The organism is Mesorhizobium sp. M0626 (genome assembly GCF_040320665.1).
Taxonomy (GTDB): Bacteria; Pseudomonadota; Alphaproteobacteria; order Rhizobiales; family Rhizobiaceae; genus Mesorhizobium.
Window position 1 is genome coordinate 162,352 of sequence record NZ_JAMYQD010000010.1, and the last position, 21,395, is coordinate 183,746.

The window sequence follows — 21,395 nt, forward strand, 5'->3', positions numbered from 1 at the left end:
CAACAGGGAGGAGAACAGAACCATGAGGAGGAAAACCATGAAGACCGTGATTACCGGGTTCGCGCTCGCCGCGAGCATCATTGCCTTGCCTGCAATGGCTGCCGACACCGCCAACATCTGGGTCCGCGCCGACGGCTCGAACTTCATGCCGCGGATCGTCGATGCCTTCAACAAGGGCCATGAGAACCAGGTCAAGCTCGACATCATTCCCAATGCCGAGATCATCCCGAAATATGGCGCCGCCGCCGCCGGCGGCACGGCGCCCGACGCGCTGTCGCTCGACCTGATCTACACGCCGTCCTTTGCCGCCGCCGGCCAGCTCGAGGACATCACCGACTGGGCGAAATCGCTGCCCTATTTCGCCAGCCTGTCGCCGGCGCACGTCAAGACCGGCACCTACAAGGACCACATTTACGGGCTGCCGTTCTCGGCCGACGCCTCGGTGCTGATCTGGAACAAGAAACTGTTCAAGCAGGCGGGGCTCGATCCCGACAAGGGCCCGGCCAACTGGGCCGAGATCGAGGCTGACGCCGAAAAGGTCAACGCACTTGGTGGCGACATCAAGGGCTTCTACTTCTCCGGCAATTGCGGCGGCTGCAACATCTTCACCTTCACGCCGCTGATTTGGGCCTCGGGCGGCGACATCCTCTCCGAGGACGGCTCGAAGGCGACGCTGGACAGCCCGCAGCTGCGCGGCGCCATCGACCTCTACCGCTCGATGGTCAAGAAGGATCTGGTGCCGGCCGGCGCGCAGACCGACACCGGCGCCAACTTCTTTGCCGCCTTCGCCACCGGCAATATAGGCATTTCGCCGTCCGGCGCCTTCGCCATCGGCGCGCTCAACACGCAGTATCCGGATATCGACTATGGCGTCACCTTCCTGCCGGGCAAGGACAGCGGCTGGTCTTCGTTTGCCGGCGGCGACAATTTCGTCGTCACCAAGGGCACCAAGAAGCTCGCCGTGGTGAAGGAGTTTCTCGACTTCGCCTATTCGCTCGAAGGCCAGACCATCCTGGCCAAATACGGCAGCCTGCCGGTGCGCGGCGACATCGCCAAGGAGGCGCTGAAAGATCTCGATCCGCGCTACCAGATCGCCGCCGAAGCCATGGCCAAGGGCCGCACGCCCTATTCCGTGGTGTTCAACGACCTGATCAACTCGGCCAACGGTCCGTGGACGCAGATGATCAACGAGGTCGTCTTCGGCGACGACGTCGACGGCGCGATCGCCAATGCCCAAGAGACCATGCAGTCGATCATCGACCAGGCGCAGAAATAAGGACTGGCCGGCGGCGAGGGCGCATGACGCCCCTGCCGTCGCAGGTCCTGATCCGGCCGCCCGATCCGTCTCCCTGGACGGGCGGCCGGCGCTCCTTACCCTCCCACTTGTGGGGAGGGTCGCTGCGCAGCAGCGGGGTGGGGGAGGTGTGTCCCACCGCCCTACGAGATCCAACGGAAGAGCAGCATGACCCCTGGCATTCTCAATCATCGCACCGACGCCCTACCTCTCCCTTGCGGGGAGGTCGGACCGCAGGTTCGGGTGGGGGGCCGGCGCCACACCCCCACCCCGCTGCTGCGCAGCGACCCTCCCCACAAGGGGGAGGGTAAATGACCGCCATCACCAGCACCCCGCCACGCGCCAGAAAACTGGTCGGCGTTGGCCGCCGGCAGTGGATCGGCCTGCTCTATGTCGCGCCGGCCGTGGCGCTGGTCGTCGTCTTCTTCATCATCCCGCTCGGCATGACCGCGTGGATGTCGCTGCACAACTGGCCGCTGATGGGCGAGCATTTTTACATCGGTTTCGACAATTACCGGGCGATCCTGCGCGACAACCGTTTTTGGAACGCGCTGAGCTTCACCGCCTACTACACCGTGATCGTCACCATCGTGATCTTCGCCGTCGCCTTTCCGCTGGCGCTGTTCATCGAAAAGCCCAGGCGGCTGACCGGCTTTTACCGGACATCCTTCTTCATGCCGGCGGTCGTCGGCTTCGCCTCGGCCAGCCTGCTGTGGTCGTGGCTGCTCAATGTCGATTCCGGCCTGTTCAGCCCGGCCGCCTACGATTTCGGCCTGACCGGGAAAAAGTTCAACCTGCTGGCGACGTTCCAGCCGGCCTTCTGGTCGATCATCGCCATGGTCGTCTGGAAGGTGGCGGGCTTCACCATGATCATCCTGATGACCGGCCTGCAGTCGATCCCGACCGATCTGCAGGAAGCGGCGATGATCGACGGGGCAGGGCCGTTCGCGCGCTTTCGCGCCATCACCCTGCCGCTGATGCGCCGCACGCTGGCGCTGGCGCTGATCCTGTCGATCGCCGGCTCGATCCTCGCCTTCGACCAGTTCTACATCATCCTGCGCGGCGGCCCGCGCAACCAGACGCTGACCGCCGTCTACTGGATCTTCAACCAGTCCTTCGTCTCGTTCAAGCTCGGCTATGGCGCCGCTTTGTCGATGATCCTGCTGGCCATACTGGTGGCGCTCAGCCTGGTCCAGCTGTGGCTGCTGCGCAAGCCGGAGGGCATCGACTGATGGCGCAGGCAAGAAGCCGCAGCAGCCGCCTCTGGCTCAGGATCGCCGAGCATTCGACCGGCATGATCGCCTCAGTGCTGTTCATCGCGCCGATCGTCTGGGCCGTGCTGTCGACCTTCAAGCCGGCGCAGGAGGCGCGCCAGCCGCCGCTGCCGCCATGGCCGACGACAGGCTTTTCGGTCGAGAACTACCGCACGCTCGACACCTTTGGCGACGGCCTCTGGCTGCCGGCGCAAAACAGCCTCTATGTCGCGTCGATGACGGTGATCCTGTCGGTCATCGTCAGCGTGCTGGCCGGCTATGGCTTTTCGCGCTTCCGCTTTCCCATGAAGGATGTGCTCTTCATTGTCATCCTGTCGACGATCATGATCCCGTTCCAGTCGATCCTGACGCCGATCTTCCTGGTGCTGACCAAGGTCGGCCTGCACAACACGCTGACCGGGCTGGTCCTGGTCTACACCACGCTGCAATTGCCGTTCTCGATCTTCATGATGCGCAACGCCTTCGACGCGGTGCCGCGCGAGATCGAGGAGGCCGCGCGCATGGACGGCGCCAACAACGTCACCATGCTGCTGAAGGTGATGCTGCCGCTGGTCTGGCCGGGCATCGTCACCATCGCGCTGTTCGCCTTCCTCGGCGCCTGGAACGAATTCCTGGCCGCCCTGGTGCTGATGACCGACCAGTCCAAATTCACGCTGCCTATCATGATGACCGCACTTCAGTCGGGCCGCTTCGGCGCCATCGACTGGGGCGCCGTGCAGGCGGGCGTCACCGTGATGATGGTGCCGTGCCTGGTGCTCTTCCTCTTGCTGCAGCGCTTCTACATCCGCGGCCTGATGGCCGGCGCGGTGAAATGACCCGCCGTGAATGACCACTATCCAACGGAGTGACACGATGACCGTTCAACCATCCGCCAACAAACTCGCCTTCCGCCCACTGCCGGTGCCGCAGGTCGATGTCCGCGGCTTCTGGGGCGACCGTGTCGATGCCGTGGCGTCGCGCACCGCCGACATCCTCTACGAGCGCTGCGTCGAGGCGCGCATGCTGGAGCAGATCGACCCGGACCGGCCCTCGCCGAGCGTCGTCATTCCGTTCCATTCGCCGTCGCCCGACGAGGCTGCCAGCCCCGGCTTCACCGGCTCGACGGTGACGACGCAGATGTTCTGGGACTCCGATTGGGGCAAGACCATCGAGACCGCGGCCTATTCGCTCTACCGGCGCAAGAACGCGGCACTCGAGAAGAAGATCGATGCCGTCATCGACCTCTACGGCAGACTGCAGCAGGAAGACGGTTATCTCTCCAGCTGGTACCAGCGTATCCAGCCCGGCAAGCGCTGGACCAATCTGCGCGATTGCCACGAGCTCTATTGCGCCGGCCATCTGATCGAAGGCGCGGTCGCCTACTACCAGGCCACCGGCAAGCGCAAGCTGCTGGATATCATGTGCCGCTATGTCGACCATATCGCCGACACCTTCGGTCCGGAGCCGGGCAAGAAGAAGGGCTATTGCGGCCATGAGGAGATCGAGCTGGCGCTGGTCAAGCTGGCGCGGGCGACCGGCGAGCAGAAATACATGGACCTGGCCAGGTATTTCATCGACCAGCGCGGGCAACAGCCGCATTATTTCGACGAGGAGGCGCGTGCGCGCGGCGCCGATCCGAAGGCCTATCATTTCAAGACTTATGAGTACAACCAGTCGCACAAGCCGGTGCGCGAGCAGGACAAGGTCGTCGGCCATGCGGTCAGGGCGATGTACCTCTATTCCGGCATGGCCGACATCGCCACCGAATATGGCGACGATACGCTCAGGGTGGCGCTCGACCGGCTCTGGAACGATCTCACCACCAAAAACCTCTATATCACCGGCGGCCTCGGGCCGTCGGCGCACAATGAGGGCTTTACCAGCGACTACGACCTGCCCAACGAAACCGCCTATGCCGAGACCTGTGCCTCGGTCGGCCTCGTGTTCTGGGCCAGCCGCATGCTCGGCATGGGTCCCAACGCCCGCTACGCCGACATGATGGAGCGGGCGCTCTACAACGGCTCGATCTCCGGCCTGTCGCTCGACGGCTCGCTGTTCTTCTACGAGAACCCGTTGGAGAGCCGGGGCAGGCACAATCGCTGGAAATGGCATCGCTGCCCCTGTTGCCCGCCCAATGTCGGCCGCATGGTCGCGTCCATCGGCAGCTATTTCTACTCCCTCTCGGACGACGCGCTGGCCGTCCATCTCTACGGCGACAGCACCGCGCGCTTCGACATATCGAACCGGGCGGTCAGTCTGATTCAGACCAGCAATTATCCTTGGGATGGCGCGGTCTCGATCCGGATCGAAGCCGACGGGCCGGTCGAGTTCACCTTGCACCTGCGCGTCCCCTCCTGGTGCGGCAAGGCGGCGCTCAAGGTCAACGGCGCCGCGGTCGATCTGGATGACATCACCAGCGACGGCTATGCCGCGATCCGGCGCGAGTGGCGCCAGGGCGACCGGGTCGAACTCGATCTCGAAATGTCGATCGCCCGTCTGTTCGCCAATCCGGAGGTGCGTCAGGACATCGGCCGCGTCGCACTTGCGCGCGGTCCGCTGATCTATTGCGTCGAGGAGACCGACAATGCCGGCCAGTTGCATCGGATCGCTCTGCCGCGAACGGCAAAAATCGAGGCGCATGCCGAGCCGAACCTGCTCGGCGGCATCGTCACGCTTTCGGCACTTGCCAGCAAGGAAGCCCAGGAAAACTGGGAAACCGGGCTCTATCGCACCGATCCGCCGGCGGTGAGCGAGACGAGAATCACCGCCGTTCCTTACTACGCCTGGGACAACCGTGAACCCGGCGAGATGCTGGTCTGGCTGCGGGACGGATGAGTTAGAGGCTGACAAACGCCGTCAGCGGCAAATGATCCGACGCAACCCGCGACAGCGGCGTGTCATGGGCTTCCACCGACGAGACCATGCCGTGCCGGTTGGCCATGATCCGGTCGAGCGCCAGTACCGGCAGGCCTGAGGGGAAAGTCGGCACCGCCGCCGGCGTGAAACCAAAGGTGGCGTGCAGCGTCTTGAGCGCCGAGCGGTTGCCCAGCCGCCATTCGTTGAGGTCGCCGAGCAGCAAGGTCGGCCTTTCATCCTGGTTGCTCATGATGTCGAGCACGACGCGGGCCTGCTCCGAACGCGAGCGGCGCAACAGGCCGAGATGCGCGGCGATGACGCGCAGAGTGCGCGTTTCGTCGAGGTCGATCTCGGCAACCAGCGCGCCGCGGGGCTCCAGTCCCGGAAGCTTGATCTGATGGACGTCGCGCACGGTGCCGCGCTTGAACAAAAGCACGTTGCCGCGCCAGCCATGGCCCTTGCCGCTTCCGGAAACCGGCACCGGCACAAGCCCGGTTTCGTGTTCGATCCGGGCAAGATCGAGCAGCCCGGCGCGATCGCCGAAGCGGTTGTCGGCCTCCTGCAGCGCGATGACGTCGGGGCCGATCTCGCGGATGACGCGGGCGGTGCGTTCGGGGTCGAACCTGCGGTCGGTGCCGATGCATTTGTGGACGTTGTAGGAGGCGACCACCATCTGGGCGCCTTCAATGTGCTTGCGCGGCGTCGCGTTCGCCTTGCGCGCTTTCCTGCCGCGGATCGACAGGAGCACTGTTTCAGGAAGGCTGCGTCCGTTTATGTCCATAGGCCTGCTATTCGATGTCCTGATTCTTTGTTCTATGCATATCGTTCTCTCACAACCGGGACCACTTCGAGGCGGTATGCATTAGAGATAGGGCGATCCCAGCCATAACAACCGGTCAAAAACCCGGATGAGAAATGGCCGCGCTTTCAAGGTTGCGAGTGTGACGGGTTTGGCGGAAGCGATTGCCGCTCCGATGCGCCCTTCGATCTCGGCGGCAAAGCCGGTATCCAGCACCTCCAGGTCGATTTCGAAATTCAGCCGCAGCGACCGGGCGTCGAGGTTGGAAGAGCCGACATAGGCCCAGACGCCATCGACCGACAACAGCTTCGAATGGTCGAATGACCCTTCATGACGCCAGACGCGGCAATAGTGCTTCAGCACCTGGTCGTACTGCGCCGTCATGGCGCGGCCGACCAGGAAGAGATTGTTGACCGCGGGCACGACGATGTCGATCTCGACACCGCGCCGGGCCGCCGTGACCAGCGCGCTGACAAATTCCCGGTCCGGCAGGAAATAGGGCGACATGATGCGGATCGATTTGCGGGCGACGGAAAATGCCCCCATCAGCAATTTATGGTTGGTTTCGATGCTGGCGTCAGGCCCCGACGCCACCGCCCGCACCAGGATCGGTTGACCGGGAGGCGGCGAGGGCTTTTCCACGTGCCAGACCTCGTCCTTGAGGGCCTCGTTGCCGGCAAAACGCCAGTCTTCGGCGGCAACCGCGAACAGGTCGGCCACGACGGGCCCAGTGACCTGGAAATGCGTATCCGCCGAACTGGCGCTGCCGGCGAATTCGGCCGAGAATCCCTTGCGGATGTTCATGCCTCCCGTGAACGCCACCACACCGTCGACGATCAGGATTTTCCTGTGCGTCCTCAAATTCGCATAGGGAAGTCTCAGGCCCATGACGATGTTGCCGTTGAACAGATCGACGGTGACGCCGGCTTCCCGGAGTGTCCCAAGAATGCTGGGCACGGAATAGCGCACGCCCACCGCATCGATCAGCACGCGAACCGTCACACCGCGCCGGACCGCTCCGGCCAGCGATCCGACAAAACGTCGTCCGATCTCGTCATTGTCGAAGATGTAGGTCTCGAGCAGGATGCTGCGCCGTGCGCCGTCGATCGCCGCGCACATTGCCGCGTAGGCTTCGTCGCCGGTCCTCAGGATGGTGATTGCATTTCCCGAAAGCAGGCCGCGCCGCGCCACCCTGTCGCCTAGCGTCTTCAGGCCGGCAAAGCGCTGGCCGAATTCGGCTGAGATGAGTGTTTCGAGCGCAATGTCGTGGTCGTGTTTGGCTGTCTCGGCTTCACCGGCGACGGGCCGCATGGCGCTGATCGTGGCGCGGCGGATGCGGTTGATGCCGGCAATGGCATAGATGATCGCGCCAAGGAACGGCGACAAGATCATCACGCCGACCCAGCCGGTGGCGGCGCGCACGTCTTCCTTGGTCATGATTGCGTGGACGATGCCGATGGCGGCCATCAGCATCGGAATGATCACAAGGATCAGAGGCCAGTAGGTCACAAAGGTCTGCCACATCGGCAGGACTATCGAGCCAGCGGCCGCAGAAGGCAATGCAACGGATCAACCAGGACGGAGGCGCTCGCGCGTCAGTCCTTCGCCCGCTCCACATAAGCGCCATCGGCCGTCATCACCACCACGCGGGTGCCCGGCGCGATGTGCGGCGGCACCAGCGTGCGCACGCCGTTGGAAAGCACGGCCGGCTTGTATGACGAGGACGCCGTCTGGCCTTTGGTCGTCGGCTCCGTCTCGACCACTTCGAAAGTAGCGCGCTGCGGCAGCACCAGGGCTATGGCGATGCCGTTGAACTGCGAGATCTGCACCGCCATGCCTTCGAGCAGGTAGGGCGCCATGTCGCCGACCACGCTTTCCGGCACCGCGACCTGGTCGTAGCTTTCCGGGTTCATGAAGTGATACCCCTCGGCGTCGGCGTAGAGGAAGGTGTGCTCGCGCTCCTCGACATAGGCGCGCTCGACCTGCTCGGTGGTGCGGTAGCGCTCCGAAACCTTCACCCCGTCGGAGATGCGGCGCATGTCGAGCTGGGTGACCGGCGTACCCTTGCCAGGGTGGATGTTTTCGGCAAAGAGGATGACGTAAAGCTTGCCGTCTTTGTCGACGACATTGCCTTTACGGAGCGAACTGGCGATGACCTTCACCACGGTTTTCAATCCTAGACTTCGTTGGCCTGAAACGATCGTTCGGCGCAAATCGGCTGCGAGAGCCGTCGCCGTAGCGCATCTTGGCCCGAACCGCCAGCCCTGTCAGCAATTCCGTTGCCCTGCAAACCCATGACTGGCGCTTCGCCCTGGTGGACGCCGGATGTTCACGCCGACCGCCGGCCGCGGCTGATGGCGCGTAACGCCATAGCTGCCGCAATGCGCGGCTGGTTTGGCGAGCGCGACTTCATCGAGGTCGAGACGGCGGCGCTGCAGATATCACCGGGCAATGAGGCGCATCTCTCAGCCTTTGCCACCGAGGCTATCGGCGCCGACGGCGCGCGCCGGCCGCTTTACCTCCACACCTCGCCGGAATTCGCCTGCAAGAAGCTGCTTGCCGCCGGCGAACGGCGCATCTTCAGCCTGGGCGCCGTCTGGCGCAACCGCGAGCGCGGTCCTTTGCATCACCCGGAGTTCACCATGCTCGAATGGTACCGGGTCGGCGAAACCTATGAGAGCCTGATGGCCGATTGCGCCGAACTGCTGAAGCTCGCGGCTGAGCGGGCCGGCGCCAAAACCTTCCGCTTTCGCGGCCGCGAGGCCGATCCGTTCGCCGAGCCGGAACGCGTGAGCGTGGCGGAAGCTTTTGCGCGTTACGCCGGCATCGATCTTCTTGCCACCGTTTCTGCCGATGGCGGCACAGACCGCGCCGCACTCCATGATGCTCTGGTCAAGGCCGGCCTGCGCACGGCCGGCGATGACAACTGGGCCGATTTGTTCAGCCGGGTAATGGTCGAGAAGGTCGAACCGGTGCTGGGGCAGGGGCGGGCCACCATCTTGTACGGCTATCCGATCTCGGAAGCGGCGCTCGCCCGGCCGAGCGCGGAGGACCAGCGCGTGGCCGAGCGCTTCGAGCTCTATTGCTGCGGCGTCGAGCTCGCCAATGCTTTTGGCGAACTGACCGATCCGGCCGAGCAGCGCCGGCGCTTTGCCGCCGAGATGGACGAGAAGGAGCGCGTCTATGGCGAGCGCTATCCGCTGGATGAGGATTTTCTCGCCGCCCTCGCCATCATGCCGCAAGCCAGCGGCTCGGCGCTTGGCTTCGATCGGCTGGTGATGCTGGCAACGGGCGCGACGAGGATCGATGACGTGATCTGGACGCCGGTCGCCACTCCTTGACGGAATCGGCCTCGGTTAAACTCACAAGCCGGTCAAGCCGCGCGTCTGTGGCGGCCGCCGCGGATGGGCTTTGCGGGCCGCTTGGGCGCTATGCCGCAGCGGGACAATTGCCCGTGCGCCATTGCACAAGCCGCATTGGGACAATAGATGGTGCAACAGCCGCTACCGCCCGGCGCGGCTTCAGCCAGGACCACGCGCATGACCGATACATCAGAGGCAGCGAAATTGACCGACCGCGTCGCGGCACTGGTCGAGGCTGCCAAGCGGGCCGGCGCCGACGCCGCCGACGCGGTTGCCGTGCGCGGCCGCTCGATCGGCGTGTCGGTGCGGCTGGGCAAGGTCGAGAACACTGAGGCGTCCGAGGGCGACGATGTCTCGCTGCGCGTCTTCGTCGGCAACCGGGTGGCGAGCGTCTCGGCGACGGCGGCATCGGACCCCAGGGCATTGGCCGAGCGCGCCGTGGCCATGGCCAAAGTCTCGCCCGAGGATCCCTATCAGGGTCTCGCCGATCCGGCTTTGCTGGTCGGCAAGGTGCGCGACCTCGATCTGTTCGACGCCACCGAGGTTTCGGCCGATCAGTTGAAAGAAGCGGCCCTTGCCGCCGAGGAAGCAGCCCTTGCCGTCAAGGGCGTCACCAATTCGGCCGGCAGCGGCGCCAGCGCCGGTCTTGGCGGGCTGGTGCTGGCCACGTCGAACGGCTTCGTCGGCCACTATGTCGCATCGCGCTTTTCGCGTTCGGCCAGCGTTATTGCGGGCGAAGGCACCGGCATGGAGCGCGACTACGAATACTCCTCGAACCAGCATTTTTCCGATCTCGACGCGCCGGACCTGATCGGCCGCAAGGCCGGCGAGCGCGCCGTGCGCCGCCTCGGCGCCCGCAAGGCGGCGACCGGTCCGGTCAAGGTGGTGTTCGATCCGCGCGTCGCGCGCGGCATTGCCGGTCATCTCGCCGGCGCCATCAACGGCGCTTCGGTGGCGCGCAAGACCAGTTTTTTGCGCGAGATGATGGGCAAGCAGGTTGCGTCGGCTGCCATCACCGTCACCGACGAGCCGCTGCGGCGTCGCGGCCAGGCCTCGCGCCCGTTCGACGGCGAAGGCGTCGAGGGCGAAAAGCTGTTGATGGTCGAGAACGGCGTGCTGAAGCACTGGTTCCTGTCGACGTCCGCCGCGCGGGAATTGGGGCTGACCACCAACGGACGCGGCGCGCGCAGCGGCTCGTCGGTATCGCCGTCTTCGACCAATCTCGCCATCGAGCCGGGCGACAGGACGCCGGAAGACCTGATCAGGTCGCTAAAATCCGGCTTTTATGTCACCGAAGTGTTCGGCCAGGGCGTCGACATGGTGACCGGCGAATACAGCCGTGGCGCATCCGGCTTCTGGATCGACAATGGTGAGCTTGCTTATCCGGTGGCCGAGGTGACCATCGCCTCGAATTTGAAGACGATGTTCCTCAATATGGTTCCGGCGAGCGATCTTGACCGCGATTTCGGCACTGCCGCACCGACGCTGCTGATCGAAGGAATGACCCTTGCCGGAGCGTGACCCGGTCATATCGGCCGGGGCCTCGGAAGACCTCGATCTGCTGCGCGACGCCGCCCGCGAGGCGGGCGCGATCGCCATGCGCTATTTCGGCAAAAACCCGCAAGTGTGGATGAAGGGCGGCACCTCGCCGGTCAGCGAAGCCGACCACGCGGCGGACGCCTATCTGCGCGATACCCTGCTGGCGGCGCGGCCGGACTATGGCTGGCTGTCGGAGGAAACGACTGACGATCCGGCGCGGCTTCTGGCGCGGCGCACCTTTGTCGTCGACCCCATAGACGGCACCCGCGGCTTCCTCGAAGGTCTGCGCTCCTGGTGCGTCAGCGTCGCCGTGGTCGAGAACGGCCGCACGCTCGCCGGTGTGCTCGAATGTCCGGCCAAGGGCGAAACCTATTGGGCGCTGCCTGGCCATGGCGCTTTCCGCAACGGCAAGCCGATTGCCGTGCGCGGCCTGGGTAAGACAGTCGAGATCGGCGGGCTGAAGCAGTTGATCGACCTGATGCCGGCGCAATGGCAAAGCCGGGTGCGGCGCGCGGCGCACATTCCCTCGCTCGCCTACCGGCTGGCGATGGTCGCCAACGGCACGCTCGACGCAACCTTCGTCAAGCCCAATGCGCATGACTGGGATATCGCCGCCGCCGATCTCATCTTGCGCGAGGCTGGCGGCGCCGTGCTCGACGGCCATGGCCGCGCGCCGCTTTATGCCGGGGAGATCATCCGTCACGGCGCGCTGGTCGCCGGCAGCGGCCAGCTGCTGACCGTGCTTGCCGGCGTCATTGCCGATACGGAAGCGTGATCGAAGGTTCCAAAGTCGGCAGCTTTGGGCTAGACCTGTCGCAAACTCACAATATGTGAAGGACCGAAATGGCCGCGGAAGACGGAAAGAAACAGCTTTTGCACCTGGTGTTCGGCGGCGAGCTGAAGAAGCTGGGAGGCACCGAGTTCCGCGATCTCGACGCGCTCGACATCGTTGGCGTCTATCCGGACTATCAAACCGCGCACACCGCGTGGAAGGCAAAGGCGCAAGCCAGCGTGGACAATGCCCATATGCGCTATTTCGTCGTCCATCTGCACCGGCTGCTCGACCCTGAAAGCAAGGCCGCCGGTTGACAGCGATGGAGCATGAAGCGGTGAAAGGGCAGCCCACCGGCGCCGCGGTCCGAAGAAGACGCGGCGGCAGTTCGAAGACATTCTGGCGCAAGATCCGCGAGCCGTTGGCGCAGTCGCGAATCGTCAAGAGCATGATCGTCAGCCTGCTCGCCCAGTTCGTCCGCCTGGTGCGCCTGACCAACCGCGTGGTCGAAGGCTCGGCTAAATTTTCAGGCGGCGACTACGCCGAATTCGAACCCGGCATCATCGCGCTCTGGCATGGCCAGCATCTGCTGACCCCAGCCTATTATCCCAAGGGACGGCCGCTGGTCGCCATGGTCTCGCGCAGCGCCGACGCCGAACTCAACGCGCTGATGATCGAAAAATTCGGCATCGAGGCGGTGCGCGGCTCCGGCGGGCGTGAAAGCACGAAGCATCTCGACAAGGGCGGCGCCAAGGCGCTCATCGCCCTGAAAAAGTCACTCGTGGCCGGCAAGAACGTCGCCATGATCGCCGACATTCCCCACGGCACACCGCGCGACGCGGGGCTTGGTATCGTTCTGCTGGCACGCCTTTCCGGCCGGCCGATCATGCCTGCCGCCATCGCCACCAGCCGCCGCAAGGTGCTGGAAAGGAGCTGGGACAAGACCACCATCAACCTGCCGTTCGGCCGCTCCTCGATCGTCATCGGAACGCCGGTTTTCGTGCCGGCCAATGCCGACGAGGCCGAAATGGAGCGCAAGCGCCAGGAAGTCACGGCCGCGCTCAATGCCGCAACCGCCGAGGCCTATCGGCTCGTGGACGGCAGGCCATGAGCGTCGGCTGGGCGCGCGCCTTCCTGGCGGCCTACCGCCTTGCCGGTGCAGCCGCCTATCCGCTGATGGGTCCCTATGTCGCCTGGCGCACATCGCAGGGCAAGGAAGACCGCAGCCGCAGCCGTGAGCGCTACGGCGTTGCCGGGCGGCCGCGCCCCGAAGGGCCGGTGATCTGGATCCATGCGGCAAGCGTCGGCGAGACCCTTGCGGTCGTGCCGCTGGTGCAAAGCATCCTCGACTACGGTGTCAACATCGTGCTGACGACGGGAACAGTGACCTCGGCGCAGGTTGCCGACGAACGGCTGGGCGACCGCATCATCCACCAATATGTTCCGCTCGACCTCAAGCCGGCCGTCAGCCGCTTTCTCGATCACTGGCGGCCGGACCTGGCTATCATCGCCGAATCCGAGATATGGCCGATGACGATCCTCGAGCTCGGCGCCCGCCACGTGCCGCAGGTGCTGGTCAACGGCCGGCTCTCCGACCGTTCGTTCAAATCCTGGAAGAAGCGCGCCAACATCGCCGAGGCGCTGTTCGAGAACCTTGCACATGTCGTTGCCCAGTCGGATGTCGACGGCGAACGGTTTCGCGCGCTTGGCGCCCGGCCGGTCACCGTGTCCGGCAACCTCAAGGTCGACACCTTGCCGCCGCCCGTCAACGAACGGGCGCTGGCGACGCTGAAGCGCCAGATCGCCGGCCGCCCGACCTGGGCGGCAATTTCGACCCATGACGGCGAGGAGGTGGTCGCGGCGGAAGTCCACGCCACGCTCTACAAGCGCCACCATGGCCTGCTGACGATCATCGTCCCGCGTCATCCCGACCGCGCCGAAGCGCTGGCCGCACAGATTTCCGGCATGGGCCTGAAGCTGGCGCGGCGCAGCAAGGGCGACCGGATCACCGCCGACACCGATATCCTGCTCGGCGATACGATCGGCGAGATGGGGCTTTATCTCCGGCTGACGGAAATCGCCTTTGTCGGCCGCTCGCTGACCTCGGAAGGCGGCCAGAATCCGCTGGAGCCGGCCATGCTCGACACCGCTGTGCTGGCCGGCCGCAACGTCCAGAATTTTCGCGAGGCCTATCAGCGCCTGCTCGACAGTGGCGGCGCCAAGCTGGTGCGCGACCGCGACATGCTGGCCGGCGCCGTCAATTTCCTGCTGAGCAATGAAGTTGCGCGCCATGAGATGATGGCGGCCGGTGCCGCCACAGTCGACCAGATGCGCGGTGCGCTGGCGCACACGCTGAAGTCGCTCGAGCCTTATATCCAGCCATTGATCGTCAAGTCGCGCCTGAAGGGCGCCGACGGGCGATAGGTGGCGTCGGAAGCACCACCTTTCTGGTGGGAAGCGCCGGACTGGCGGGTCTTTGCGCTGTCGCCGCTATCAGCGGTCTATGGCATGGTCGCCGGCCGCCATATGCATCGGGCGATACGTGAAAAGATCGACGCGCCAGTGCTTTGCGTCGGCAACTTCACCGTCGGCGGCAGCGGCAAGACGCCGATCGCCATCGCGCTGGCCAAGCAGGCCCGGCGCATGCAGCTCAATCCCGGATTCCTGTCGCGCGGCCATGGCGGCTCGTTCGCGCAGCCGCATGTCGTCGATGCCAGTCACGACGCTGCAAAGCATGTCGGCGACGAGCCGCTGCTTTTGGCCGAGCACGCGCCGGTTGCGGTGAGCCCCAACCGCGCTGCCGGCGCCAAGCTGCTCCTGGAAGCCCATGGCTGCGATTTCCTGATCATGGATGACGGTTTTCAGAGCGCGCGCATCCATATCGACTATGCGCTCGTCGTCGTCGACGCCCGTTACGGCATCGGCAACGGCCGCGTCATTCCGGGTGGACCGCTGAGAGCCAACATCGTCGACCAACTGGTGTTCACCGATGGGCTGTTGAAGATGGGCGAGGGCGCTGCCGCCGACCAGGTCGTGCGCCAGGCGGCGCGCGCCGGCCGGCCGATCTTCGAGGCGCATGCCGAGCCCGCGGCCAAGGAGCGGTTCGCCGGCCGGCGGTTCCTCGCCTTTGCCGGCATCGGCCACCCCGAAAAATTCTTCGACACGCTGCGCGGCACAGGCGCTGAGGTGGCGCTGAGCCGGTCATTTCCGGATCATCACTTCTATGCCCCTGATGAACTCGCGGAACTGGCGGCAACCGCGCGCCGCGATGGACTGGGCCTTGTCACCACCGCCAAGGACGCCGCCCGGCTGCGCCATGGCGCTGCCCCGGCCGATTTCCTCGCTGAACTCGCCGTGCTGGAGATCGACGCCACGTTCGAACTCGACACCGTGCCGGAGCGCATCATCGACGAGACGCTGGATGCCTGGAGACAGCGGAAGCTGCGAGGGTAGGGCGTGCAGCGTCACGCGGAGATGCTGGCGGACAGCACCCCCCTCTGGCCTGCCGGCCATCTCCCCCGCAAGGAGGGAGATCAGCAGCTTTGCCAATGGCGCTCATTCTGCAACGCTGGTGATTTGGCGAAAGCAAAGATGATCATCCAATCTCCCCCGTTGCGGGGGAGATGTCCGGCAGGACAGAGGGGGGTGTGAAGGAACGCGACCAACGGCTCTGTGCGCGCCTTTAACCCCGGCTGCGCAGGTCCGGATGCATCTCGATCTCGCGGCGCAGCGAGGCGGCGGCGCTGACATAGGGCTCCTGCCTGGCGACGCTCCAATATTTGAGCTCGTCCAGCGGAATGCTCTCGCCGGTCACCGCGCAGCGCACGAAGGCGCCGGGGCTGGTGACCTGGAAGTCGCCGTCGAGATAGCGGATACGGGCTTCCTTGCCGCCGGGGCCTTCGAAGCGGTTCATCATGGAGTGGTGCCAAGGTTCATGCTGATTTCATCGCCATAAATTGCCGGCAAGGTCAAGCTTGACGCAATGCTGAGGCGCTATTGTCGCTCCAAACCATTCTCATGGGACCGGCATGGACATTTCATCCGCCCGCCTGACCGCGCTGCTGCGTGAGGCCATGATGTTGGCAGCGTTGCCGTCGGCGAAGGCCGATCCGGCGAAAGCAGCACTTATAAAGGCGCTGGTGCAGCCGCCGACGCCGTCCGGCGCGCCTTTGCAGCCGGCAGCGGCGCCGGCGCTGCAGGCGCTGTTGTCCGCAGCCACCGCAAAGGGGCAGCAGACGGGTTCTGCCGAGGTCCTGCAAGCCTATCTGGCCCTTGCTGAACCTGGCGTCGAGGCGCCCGACGTTTCCGGGCCAATAGCGGCTGCGATAGGCAAGGCGACCCCAGCGAACGACGATGCACAGCGCGGTCTGCCGCTGCCGTCGGCCAAGGCCGAAGATGGCGCTGCCGCAAAGCCCGCAGGACTGCCCTGGTTTGCGCTTCTCGCACCCGTGGTTTCGCCGCAGCGCCGCGCTGCCACCACCGATATGCCAATGAAGCGGGAGCAGGCGACGTCTGGGCCGAATGATGCGGCCCAGCCGCAAGGCCGAAAGCAGACGCGTGTCGGTCTGATGGCGCTGGCAACCGGGTTTCTGGCCGTCGCCATTGTCGGGCTAGCCCTGCTGGTGCTTCGCTGAGCACCGAACGATCGCCGCTATCGCTCGGCTTCGAGGAATGCTTCCATCTTGTCCATCGCCAGCCCCGCCTCGACAGCGATACGGCGTGAAAGTTCGGCGGCAGCCGTGCGTGGCCGCCCCAGCGGCCGGTCGAGCCAGTACGACACCGGGTTCAGCGCCGTACGCTCGTCAACGGCGACGATGCGGCCTGCCTCCAACTGGTGTCCGGTCAGCGGTGGCCGCGCCAGCGCGATGCCGAGCCCGTAAGCTGCGGCGTCGAGCACCAGATTGTAGTCCTCGAAGCGGCGATCCTGCGGGCGCGGGCGGTAGTCCATCCCTTGCGCGGCAAACCAGGCACGCCAGCCGGAGGCGTCGGAATCGTTGATCAGTGGAAACCTCAGCAGCCGGGCCGGGTCGCCGCGGCCGATCTCGCGGGCAAGGCCGGGCGCGGCGACGGGAAAGACATGTTCCTCGAACAGCTTCACCGAGATGCGGCCCGGAATGCCGCCGCGGCCGCAGCGGACCGACAGGTCGATGCCTTCATCGGCAAGGTCGGCCTGGCGGATGTCGACGTCGAGGACGATGCGCAGCTTGGTGGGATTGTTCTCCAGCGCCGCCATACGTGGCATCAGCCACAGCCCGCTGACGGAGGGTATCGAGGTCAGCCGCACCACGGCGGTGCCGCGCGGCTCGACCCAGCGGTCGGAATGGCTGGAGATCAGCGCAAAGGCTTCCGCCGTGCGCAGATGCAGGCGGTTGCCCTCGATGGTCAGCGAGACGCCGCGCGCGCCGCGGTCGAACACTTTCAAGCCCAGCCAGTCTTCCAGCTTGGCGATCTGCCGGCTGACGGCGCCGTGGGTGATGTTGAGCTTCTCGGCCGCGGCCGAAAAGCTCCCCGTTCGCGCCGCCGCATCGAAGGCGCGCAGGGTCTCGAGCGGCACCATTGTGTCTGAGCTGTGATCCATAGTCACAGGTGATCCTCGATTTGATCGTTTGTCAACGGCGCCGAAAAGGCGCTTTCTGCCTTTCAACACTCTGGGAACCCGAGGACAGGCAGATGAGCGCAACGACCAGCACGTCGAATCCGACACAGCGGATGGACACCACGGCGGCCATCGCCGTGGCGTTGACGGTGGTCGGCTGGGCCTCGGCCTTTCCGGCGATCCGTGCCGGCCTCGCCGCTTTCGGGCCGCTGGAACTCGGTGCGCTGCGCTTTGCCATTGCCGCGGTGCCGGCGGCGATCTTTCTTGCCGTCAAGCGCCCGGGGCTGCCGAGGCTCGACGAAGTGTGGCGCCTGGTCTTTGGCGGCGCCATCTTCGTCGCGCTCTACACTGTCATGCTCAATTTCGGCGAACTGACCGTGTCGGCGGGTGCCGCCGGTTTCATCATCAATGTCAGTCCGATCTTCACCGCCATCATGGCAATGGCATTGCTGGGCGAGCGCTTCTCAAGCTGGGCCTGGTTCGGCACGGCGATTTCTTTCGCCGGCATCGGCATCATCGCCGTGGCCGACGGCAATGGCTTGAGTTTCGACACCGGCGCGCTGCTGGTTCTTGGCTCCGCGCTGTGCTCGGCCGTCAACACGATCGTCCAGAAGCCGCTCTTTGCCCGCCATCACCCGCTGACCATTTCGGCCTCCAACATGATCCTTGGCGCGCTTTGCCTGGCACCCTTTCTGCCAAGCGGCTTTGCGCAGGCCGCGGCCGCCAACACGGCCGGTATCGGCGCCGTGATCTTTCTTGGCATCGTGCCCAGCCTGATCGCCTATGCCGCATGGGCAACCGCACTGTCGCGCCTCCCGGCAGCGCGCGCGTCGAACTTCCTCTATCTGGTCTCGCCCATGTCGGCCCTGATCGGCTTCTTCTGGCTGGGCGAAGTGCCGACGCTACTTGGTATCCTCGGCGGCGCACTGGCGCTGGGCGGCGTGATCGTGGTGAATTTAAAGCGTTAAAACAAATGATTTGAGCTGTTTTCGGACTCAAACCGAGAACCGCTTCCATCAGAATGCAGACACCCAGAGGAAGGACAGCTATGGTACGCTGCCTTCACTGGGGGACGGAATGGGAAGACTGTTCATATCGGCAATTTTTTTGCGTTTTGCTGCTGACCGGGAAAGCCGCCGCGGGCTGGTATCAGGTCGAAAACTACGAAGGCTCCATCGGACCTAACCCCGTCCACCTATCGCTGCAGAGATATGACAGTTTCGGCAGCGGGATTACGGTCGAGGGGAGCTATTTCCACGACGCGAAGCAAAGCCCGATAGCGGTGTACGGCAAGATCAGTGGCACCAGCGTCTTCCTTTGCGAGATTGCGGACGACAGGGAGTTCGACCGGGTGCTGGTCATGGGATCGAAAACGCCCGTTGGCACCACCGGATGTCCGTTTTCTCTCGACCTTGGCGAAAGCGGCGCAACAGGGACTTGGAGCAAGGGCTCGGACAAGTTCCCGATCACGCTGAAGAAGGTCGCAAACCTCGACGATACCGGTGAGGCGAAGGTTGACGGCACCGTCGAGATTCCCTTCTGGGCGCAGACAGCAACCCACAGATTTGCCGGGGTCTACGAGAAAGCGGGCTTTCTCGTCTGCATGAATAAGCTGCGGGTCATCGATAAGAAGAAAAAGAAGGTCGTTCAGGCAATCGCTTTCGATGACGACGATTGCGATGCCGGCATGCTGATGACTCCCATCTACATGAATGTTCAAAAACAGGTTGGGAGAAGCTTCGAGATAATCTCCGTGAATTTTCGCGGCGGTAGCGCCGGTTACTCAAGGGATTACGTTTTCTCTCATAGGTTCAAGGATTATCGCCTGTTGGTGAATTGAGCGTGTGGCCTGACCTGGCTTGTGCTCACCGCCGCCCAAACAGCCGCTCTATGTCGGCGAGCTTGAGTTCGATATAGGTCGGGCGGCCGTGGTTGCAGGTGCCGGAGCCGGGAGTCGCCTCCATCTGTCGCAGCAGTGCGTTCATCTCCTCGGCCTTGAGCAGCCGGCCGGAGCGCACCGAGCCATGGCAGGCCATGGTGGCGGCGATCTTGTCCAGCCGCTCTTTCAGCGTCTCGACGGTATCGTTGTCGGCGATCTCATCGGCAAGGTCGCGCACCAATTGCTGGACATTGGTTTCGCCGAGCATGGACGGCGTCTCGCGCACCGCCACCGCGCCGGGACCGAAACGCTCAATGCCGAGGCCGAACCGGGCCAGCGTTTCGGAATGCACGGCCAGCCGCTCGGCGTCCTCCTCCGGCAGGTCGACGATCTCCGGCAAGAGCAGCATCTGCGAGGGCACCGCGCGCGAGTGCAGGGCATTCTTCAACGCCTCGTAGACCAGCCGCTCATGCGCCGCGTGCTGGTCGACGATGACAAGCGAATCCCTCGTCTGGGCGACGATGTAGTTCTCGTGGACCTGCGCGCGGGCGGCGCCCAGCGCGGTGCCGAGCAGCGTCTCGGCCCGCTCGGCTGAGCCGGCACGCGCATCGGCGCTGGCGAGCGGACCGGCGTCGAATGCAGCCTGGTCGTTTTCGCGGAAGCCGGCGCCGTCAAATCCCATATCCAGCGGCCGCTGTGGCGAGCGGTCAAAGCCCGAAAAGCCCGAGGCCCGGTAGGCCGCGTCATAACTGCGATGACCGTTGGCAGGACCCGCATGGGCGTATGAGGCGGCTCCCGGCCGGAACGCCGCCACCATCCCGGCGGCCCCGCTGGTGGCGGCGCGGATGCCGGCATTGGCCAGCGCCTCGCGAATGGCGCCGACGATCAGCCCGCGCACCAGGCCGGGGTCGCGAAAGCGCACATCGGCCTTGGCCGGGTGGACGTTGACGTCGACGGTCGCCGGATCGAGCGTCAGGAACAGCACGGTCACCGCGTGCCGGTCGCGCGGCAGCACATCGGCGAAAGCGCCGCGAATGGCGCCGGCAATCAGCTTGTCGCGCACCGGACGGCCGTTGACATAGGCATATTGCTGCAGCGCGTTGGCGCGGGTGAAGGACGGGATCGAGACGTGGCCGGTCAAGTGCACGCCGTCCCGGCTGGCGTCGATAGCGATGGAATTGTCGGGAAACTCGGCGCCCATCACCTGGGCGACGCGGCGCAGGCTGCCCCCGGTACTGTCATCGGTCGCCGGCAATTCCAGCGTCGAGCGGTCCGAGCCGGCCAGCGTGAAGCGCACGGCGGGGAAGGCGATGGCGATGCGCTTGACCACGTCGCTGGTGGCCGAGCTTTCGGCCCGCTCGCCCTTCATGAATTTGAGCCGCGCCGGCGTGGCAAAGAACAGGTCGCGCACCTCGACCGTTGTGCCGCGATTGGCCGCCGCCGGTTTGACCGCCGAAACGCGGCCGCCTTCGATGGCGATCTCGGCGGCAGCGTCGCCTGCGGTCGTGCGCGAACGGATCGACAGCCGCGCCACCGAACCGATCGACGGCAGCGCCTCGCCACGGAAGCCGAGCGAGCGGATATCATGAATGTTGTCGGCAAGTTTCGAGGTGCAGTGGCGCGCAATGGCCAGCGCCAGTTCCTGTTCGGGGATACCGGAGCCGTCATCGGTGACGCGGATCAGGTTCAGCCCGCCGCCGGCAGTGACGACCTCGACGCGGGAGGCGCCGGCGTCGAGCGCGTTTTCGACCAGTTCCTTCACCACGCTCGCCGGACGCTCGATGACTTCGCCGGCGGCGATCTGGTTGATCATCGTTTCGGAAAGCTGGCGAATGGGCATGGGGGTATTATAGGCGGATTCGAAGGGTGTGCGGAAGGCTTCAATGAATGCCGGACATTGGAGACGCCAGCGGGACAGCACCCCCCTCTGGCCTGCCGGCCATCTCCCCCGCAAGGAGGGAGATCAGATGTCACGACGGCTTTCGCCAATCTCCAATGCTTGAAGGGTGACGCGACATATGAACTGCCAATCTCCCCCCTTGCGG

General features: G+C 64.9%; 20 protein-coding genes. 14 read left to right on the forward strand and 6 right to left on the reverse strand.

The genetic code is table 11. The features are described from left to right. Window positions 1–37 precede the first annotated feature (37 nt). From NKI37_RS14710 to NKI37_RS14725, 4 genes are all read left to right on the forward strand, one after another. Complete coding sequence (locus NKI37_RS14710; RefSeq protein ID WP_023689585.1) at window positions 38–1,276, forward strand: ABC transporter substrate-binding protein; 1,239 nt, start codon at window positions 38–40, stop codon at window positions 1,274–1,276. Window positions 1,277–1,605: 329 nt separating this feature from the next. After that, window positions 1,606–2,526 carry a carbohydrate ABC transporter permease gene (locus tag NKI37_RS14715; RefSeq protein ID WP_352791282.1) on the forward strand — a complete coding sequence of 307 codons (921 nt, stop codon included), beginning with the start codon at window positions 1,606–1,608 and terminating at the stop codon, window positions 2,524–2,526. Beyond that, complete coding sequence (locus NKI37_RS14720) at window positions 2,526–3,383, forward strand: carbohydrate ABC transporter permease (RefSeq protein ID WP_023712775.1); 858 nt, start codon at window positions 2,526–2,528, stop codon at window positions 3,381–3,383. The genes NKI37_RS14715 and NKI37_RS14720 overlap by 1 nt, the downstream gene beginning before the upstream one ends. 37 nt (window positions 3,384–3,420) lie before the next feature. Continuing rightward, complete coding sequence (locus NKI37_RS14725; protein WP_352791284.1) at window positions 3,421–5,382, forward strand: glycoside hydrolase family 127 protein; 1,962 nt, start codon at window positions 3,421–3,423, stop codon at window positions 5,380–5,382. Window position 5,383: 1 nt separating this feature from the next. On the opposite strand, the gene NKI37_RS14730 is transcribed toward NKI37_RS14725, so the two are convergent. The 3 genes from NKI37_RS14730 to efp all read right to left on the reverse strand — a co-directional run bounded on the left by NKI37_RS14730 (window position 5,384) and on the right by efp (window position 8,367). After that, a complete protein-coding gene (locus NKI37_RS14730; RefSeq protein WP_023671569.1) occupies window positions 5,384–6,184 on the reverse strand; it encodes an endonuclease/exonuclease/phosphatase family protein in 801 nt (266 codons plus the stop codon). 81 nt (window positions 6,185–6,265) lie between these two features. After that, entirely contained in the window at window positions 6,266–7,726 is a 1,461-nt protein-coding gene (locus NKI37_RS14735; RefSeq protein WP_352791286.1) for a phospholipase D-like domain-containing protein, read from the reverse strand. Window positions 7,727–7,797: 71 nt separating this feature from the next. Then, a complete protein-coding gene (gene efp / locus NKI37_RS14740) occupies window positions 7,798–8,367 on the reverse strand; it encodes an elongation factor P (protein ID WP_023682947.1) in 570 nt (189 codons plus the stop codon). Between the two features lie 129 nt (window positions 8,368–8,496). Between efp and epmA the strand changes: the two genes are divergently transcribed. The 7 genes from epmA (at window position 8,497) to lpxK (ending at window position 15,328) form a co-directional block, all read left to right on the forward strand. Then, window positions 8,497–9,543: an EF-P lysine aminoacylase EpmA gene (gene epmA, locus NKI37_RS14745; protein WP_023682946.1), complete on the forward strand. Its 1,047-nt coding sequence runs from the start codon at window positions 8,497–8,499 to the stop codon at window positions 9,541–9,543. 198 nt (window positions 9,544–9,741) lie between these two features. Further along, complete coding sequence (locus NKI37_RS14750; RefSeq protein WP_352791288.1) at window positions 9,742–11,085, forward strand: TldD/PmbA family protein; 1,344 nt, start codon at window positions 9,742–9,744, stop codon at window positions 11,083–11,085. Then, entirely contained in the window at window positions 11,072–11,878 is an 807-nt protein-coding gene (locus NKI37_RS14755; RefSeq protein ID WP_352791290.1) for a 3'(2'),5'-bisphosphate nucleotidase CysQ, read from the forward strand. The genes NKI37_RS14750 and NKI37_RS14755 overlap by 14 nt, the downstream gene beginning before the upstream one ends. 68 nt (window positions 11,879–11,946) lie before the next feature. Further along, a complete protein-coding gene (locus NKI37_RS14760; RefSeq protein WP_023682943.1) occupies window positions 11,947–12,192 on the forward strand; it encodes a DUF4170 domain-containing protein in 246 nt (81 codons plus the stop codon). A gap of 5 nt (window positions 12,193–12,197) precedes the next feature. Further along, on the forward strand, window positions 12,198–12,986 hold the full coding sequence (locus NKI37_RS14765; protein WP_023682942.1) for a lysophospholipid acyltransferase family protein: 789 nt from the start codon (window positions 12,198–12,200) through the stop codon (window positions 12,984–12,986). After that, a complete protein-coding gene (waaA, locus tag NKI37_RS14770) occupies window positions 12,983–14,299 on the forward strand; it encodes a lipid IV(A) 3-deoxy-D-manno-octulosonic acid transferase (protein ID WP_352791292.1) in 1,317 nt (438 codons plus the stop codon). Before NKI37_RS14765 ends, waaA begins: the two co-directional genes overlap by 4 nt. Further along, window positions 14,300–15,328, forward strand: coding sequence for a tetraacyldisaccharide 4'-kinase (lpxK, locus tag NKI37_RS14775; RefSeq protein ID WP_352791294.1), 1,029 nt, complete (start codon window positions 14,300–14,302; stop codon window positions 15,326–15,328). It begins immediately after the preceding gene. A gap of 229 nt (window positions 15,329–15,557) precedes the next feature. On the opposite strand, the gene NKI37_RS14780 is transcribed toward lpxK, so the two are convergent. Beyond that, window positions 15,558–15,791: a DUF2093 domain-containing protein gene (locus NKI37_RS14780; RefSeq protein ID WP_023694434.1), complete on the reverse strand. Its 234-nt coding sequence runs from the start codon at window positions 15,789–15,791 to the stop codon at window positions 15,558–15,560. Window positions 15,792–15,903: 112 nt separating this feature from the next. On the opposite strand from NKI37_RS14780, the gene NKI37_RS14785 reads away from it, so the two are divergent. After that, window positions 15,904–16,509 (forward strand): hypothetical protein, encoded by a 606-nt coding sequence (locus NKI37_RS14785; protein ID WP_352791296.1) that lies wholly within the window; start codon window positions 15,904–15,906, stop codon window positions 16,507–16,509. Window positions 16,510–16,526: 17 nt separating this feature from the next. On the opposite strand, the gene NKI37_RS14790 is transcribed toward NKI37_RS14785, so the two are convergent. Continuing rightward, on the reverse strand, window positions 16,527–17,453 hold the full coding sequence (locus tag NKI37_RS14790; RefSeq protein WP_023734233.1) for a LysR substrate-binding domain-containing protein: 927 nt from the start codon (window positions 17,451–17,453) through the stop codon (window positions 16,527–16,529). A gap of 92 nt (window positions 17,454–17,545) precedes the next feature. On the opposite strand from NKI37_RS14790, the gene NKI37_RS14795 reads away from it, so the two are divergent. Together NKI37_RS14795 and NKI37_RS14800 are read left to right on the forward strand one after the other, a co-directional pair. Next, window positions 17,546–18,439 (forward strand): DMT family transporter, encoded by an 894-nt coding sequence (locus NKI37_RS14795; protein ID WP_352791298.1) that lies wholly within the window; start codon window positions 17,546–17,548, stop codon window positions 18,437–18,439. Window positions 18,440–18,519: 80 nt separating this feature from the next. Further along, window positions 18,520–19,311 (forward strand): hypothetical protein, encoded by a 792-nt coding sequence (locus NKI37_RS14800; RefSeq protein WP_156933766.1) that lies wholly within the window; start codon window positions 18,520–18,522, stop codon window positions 19,309–19,311. 25 nt (window positions 19,312–19,336) lie between these two features. Here NKI37_RS14800 and mutL read toward each other — a convergent pair whose 3' ends face one another. After that, complete coding sequence (mutL, locus tag NKI37_RS14805) at window positions 19,337–21,190, reverse strand: DNA mismatch repair endonuclease MutL (RefSeq protein WP_352791300.1); 1,854 nt, start codon at window positions 21,188–21,190, stop codon at window positions 19,337–19,339. Between the last annotated feature and the right edge of the window lie 205 nt (window positions 21,191–21,395).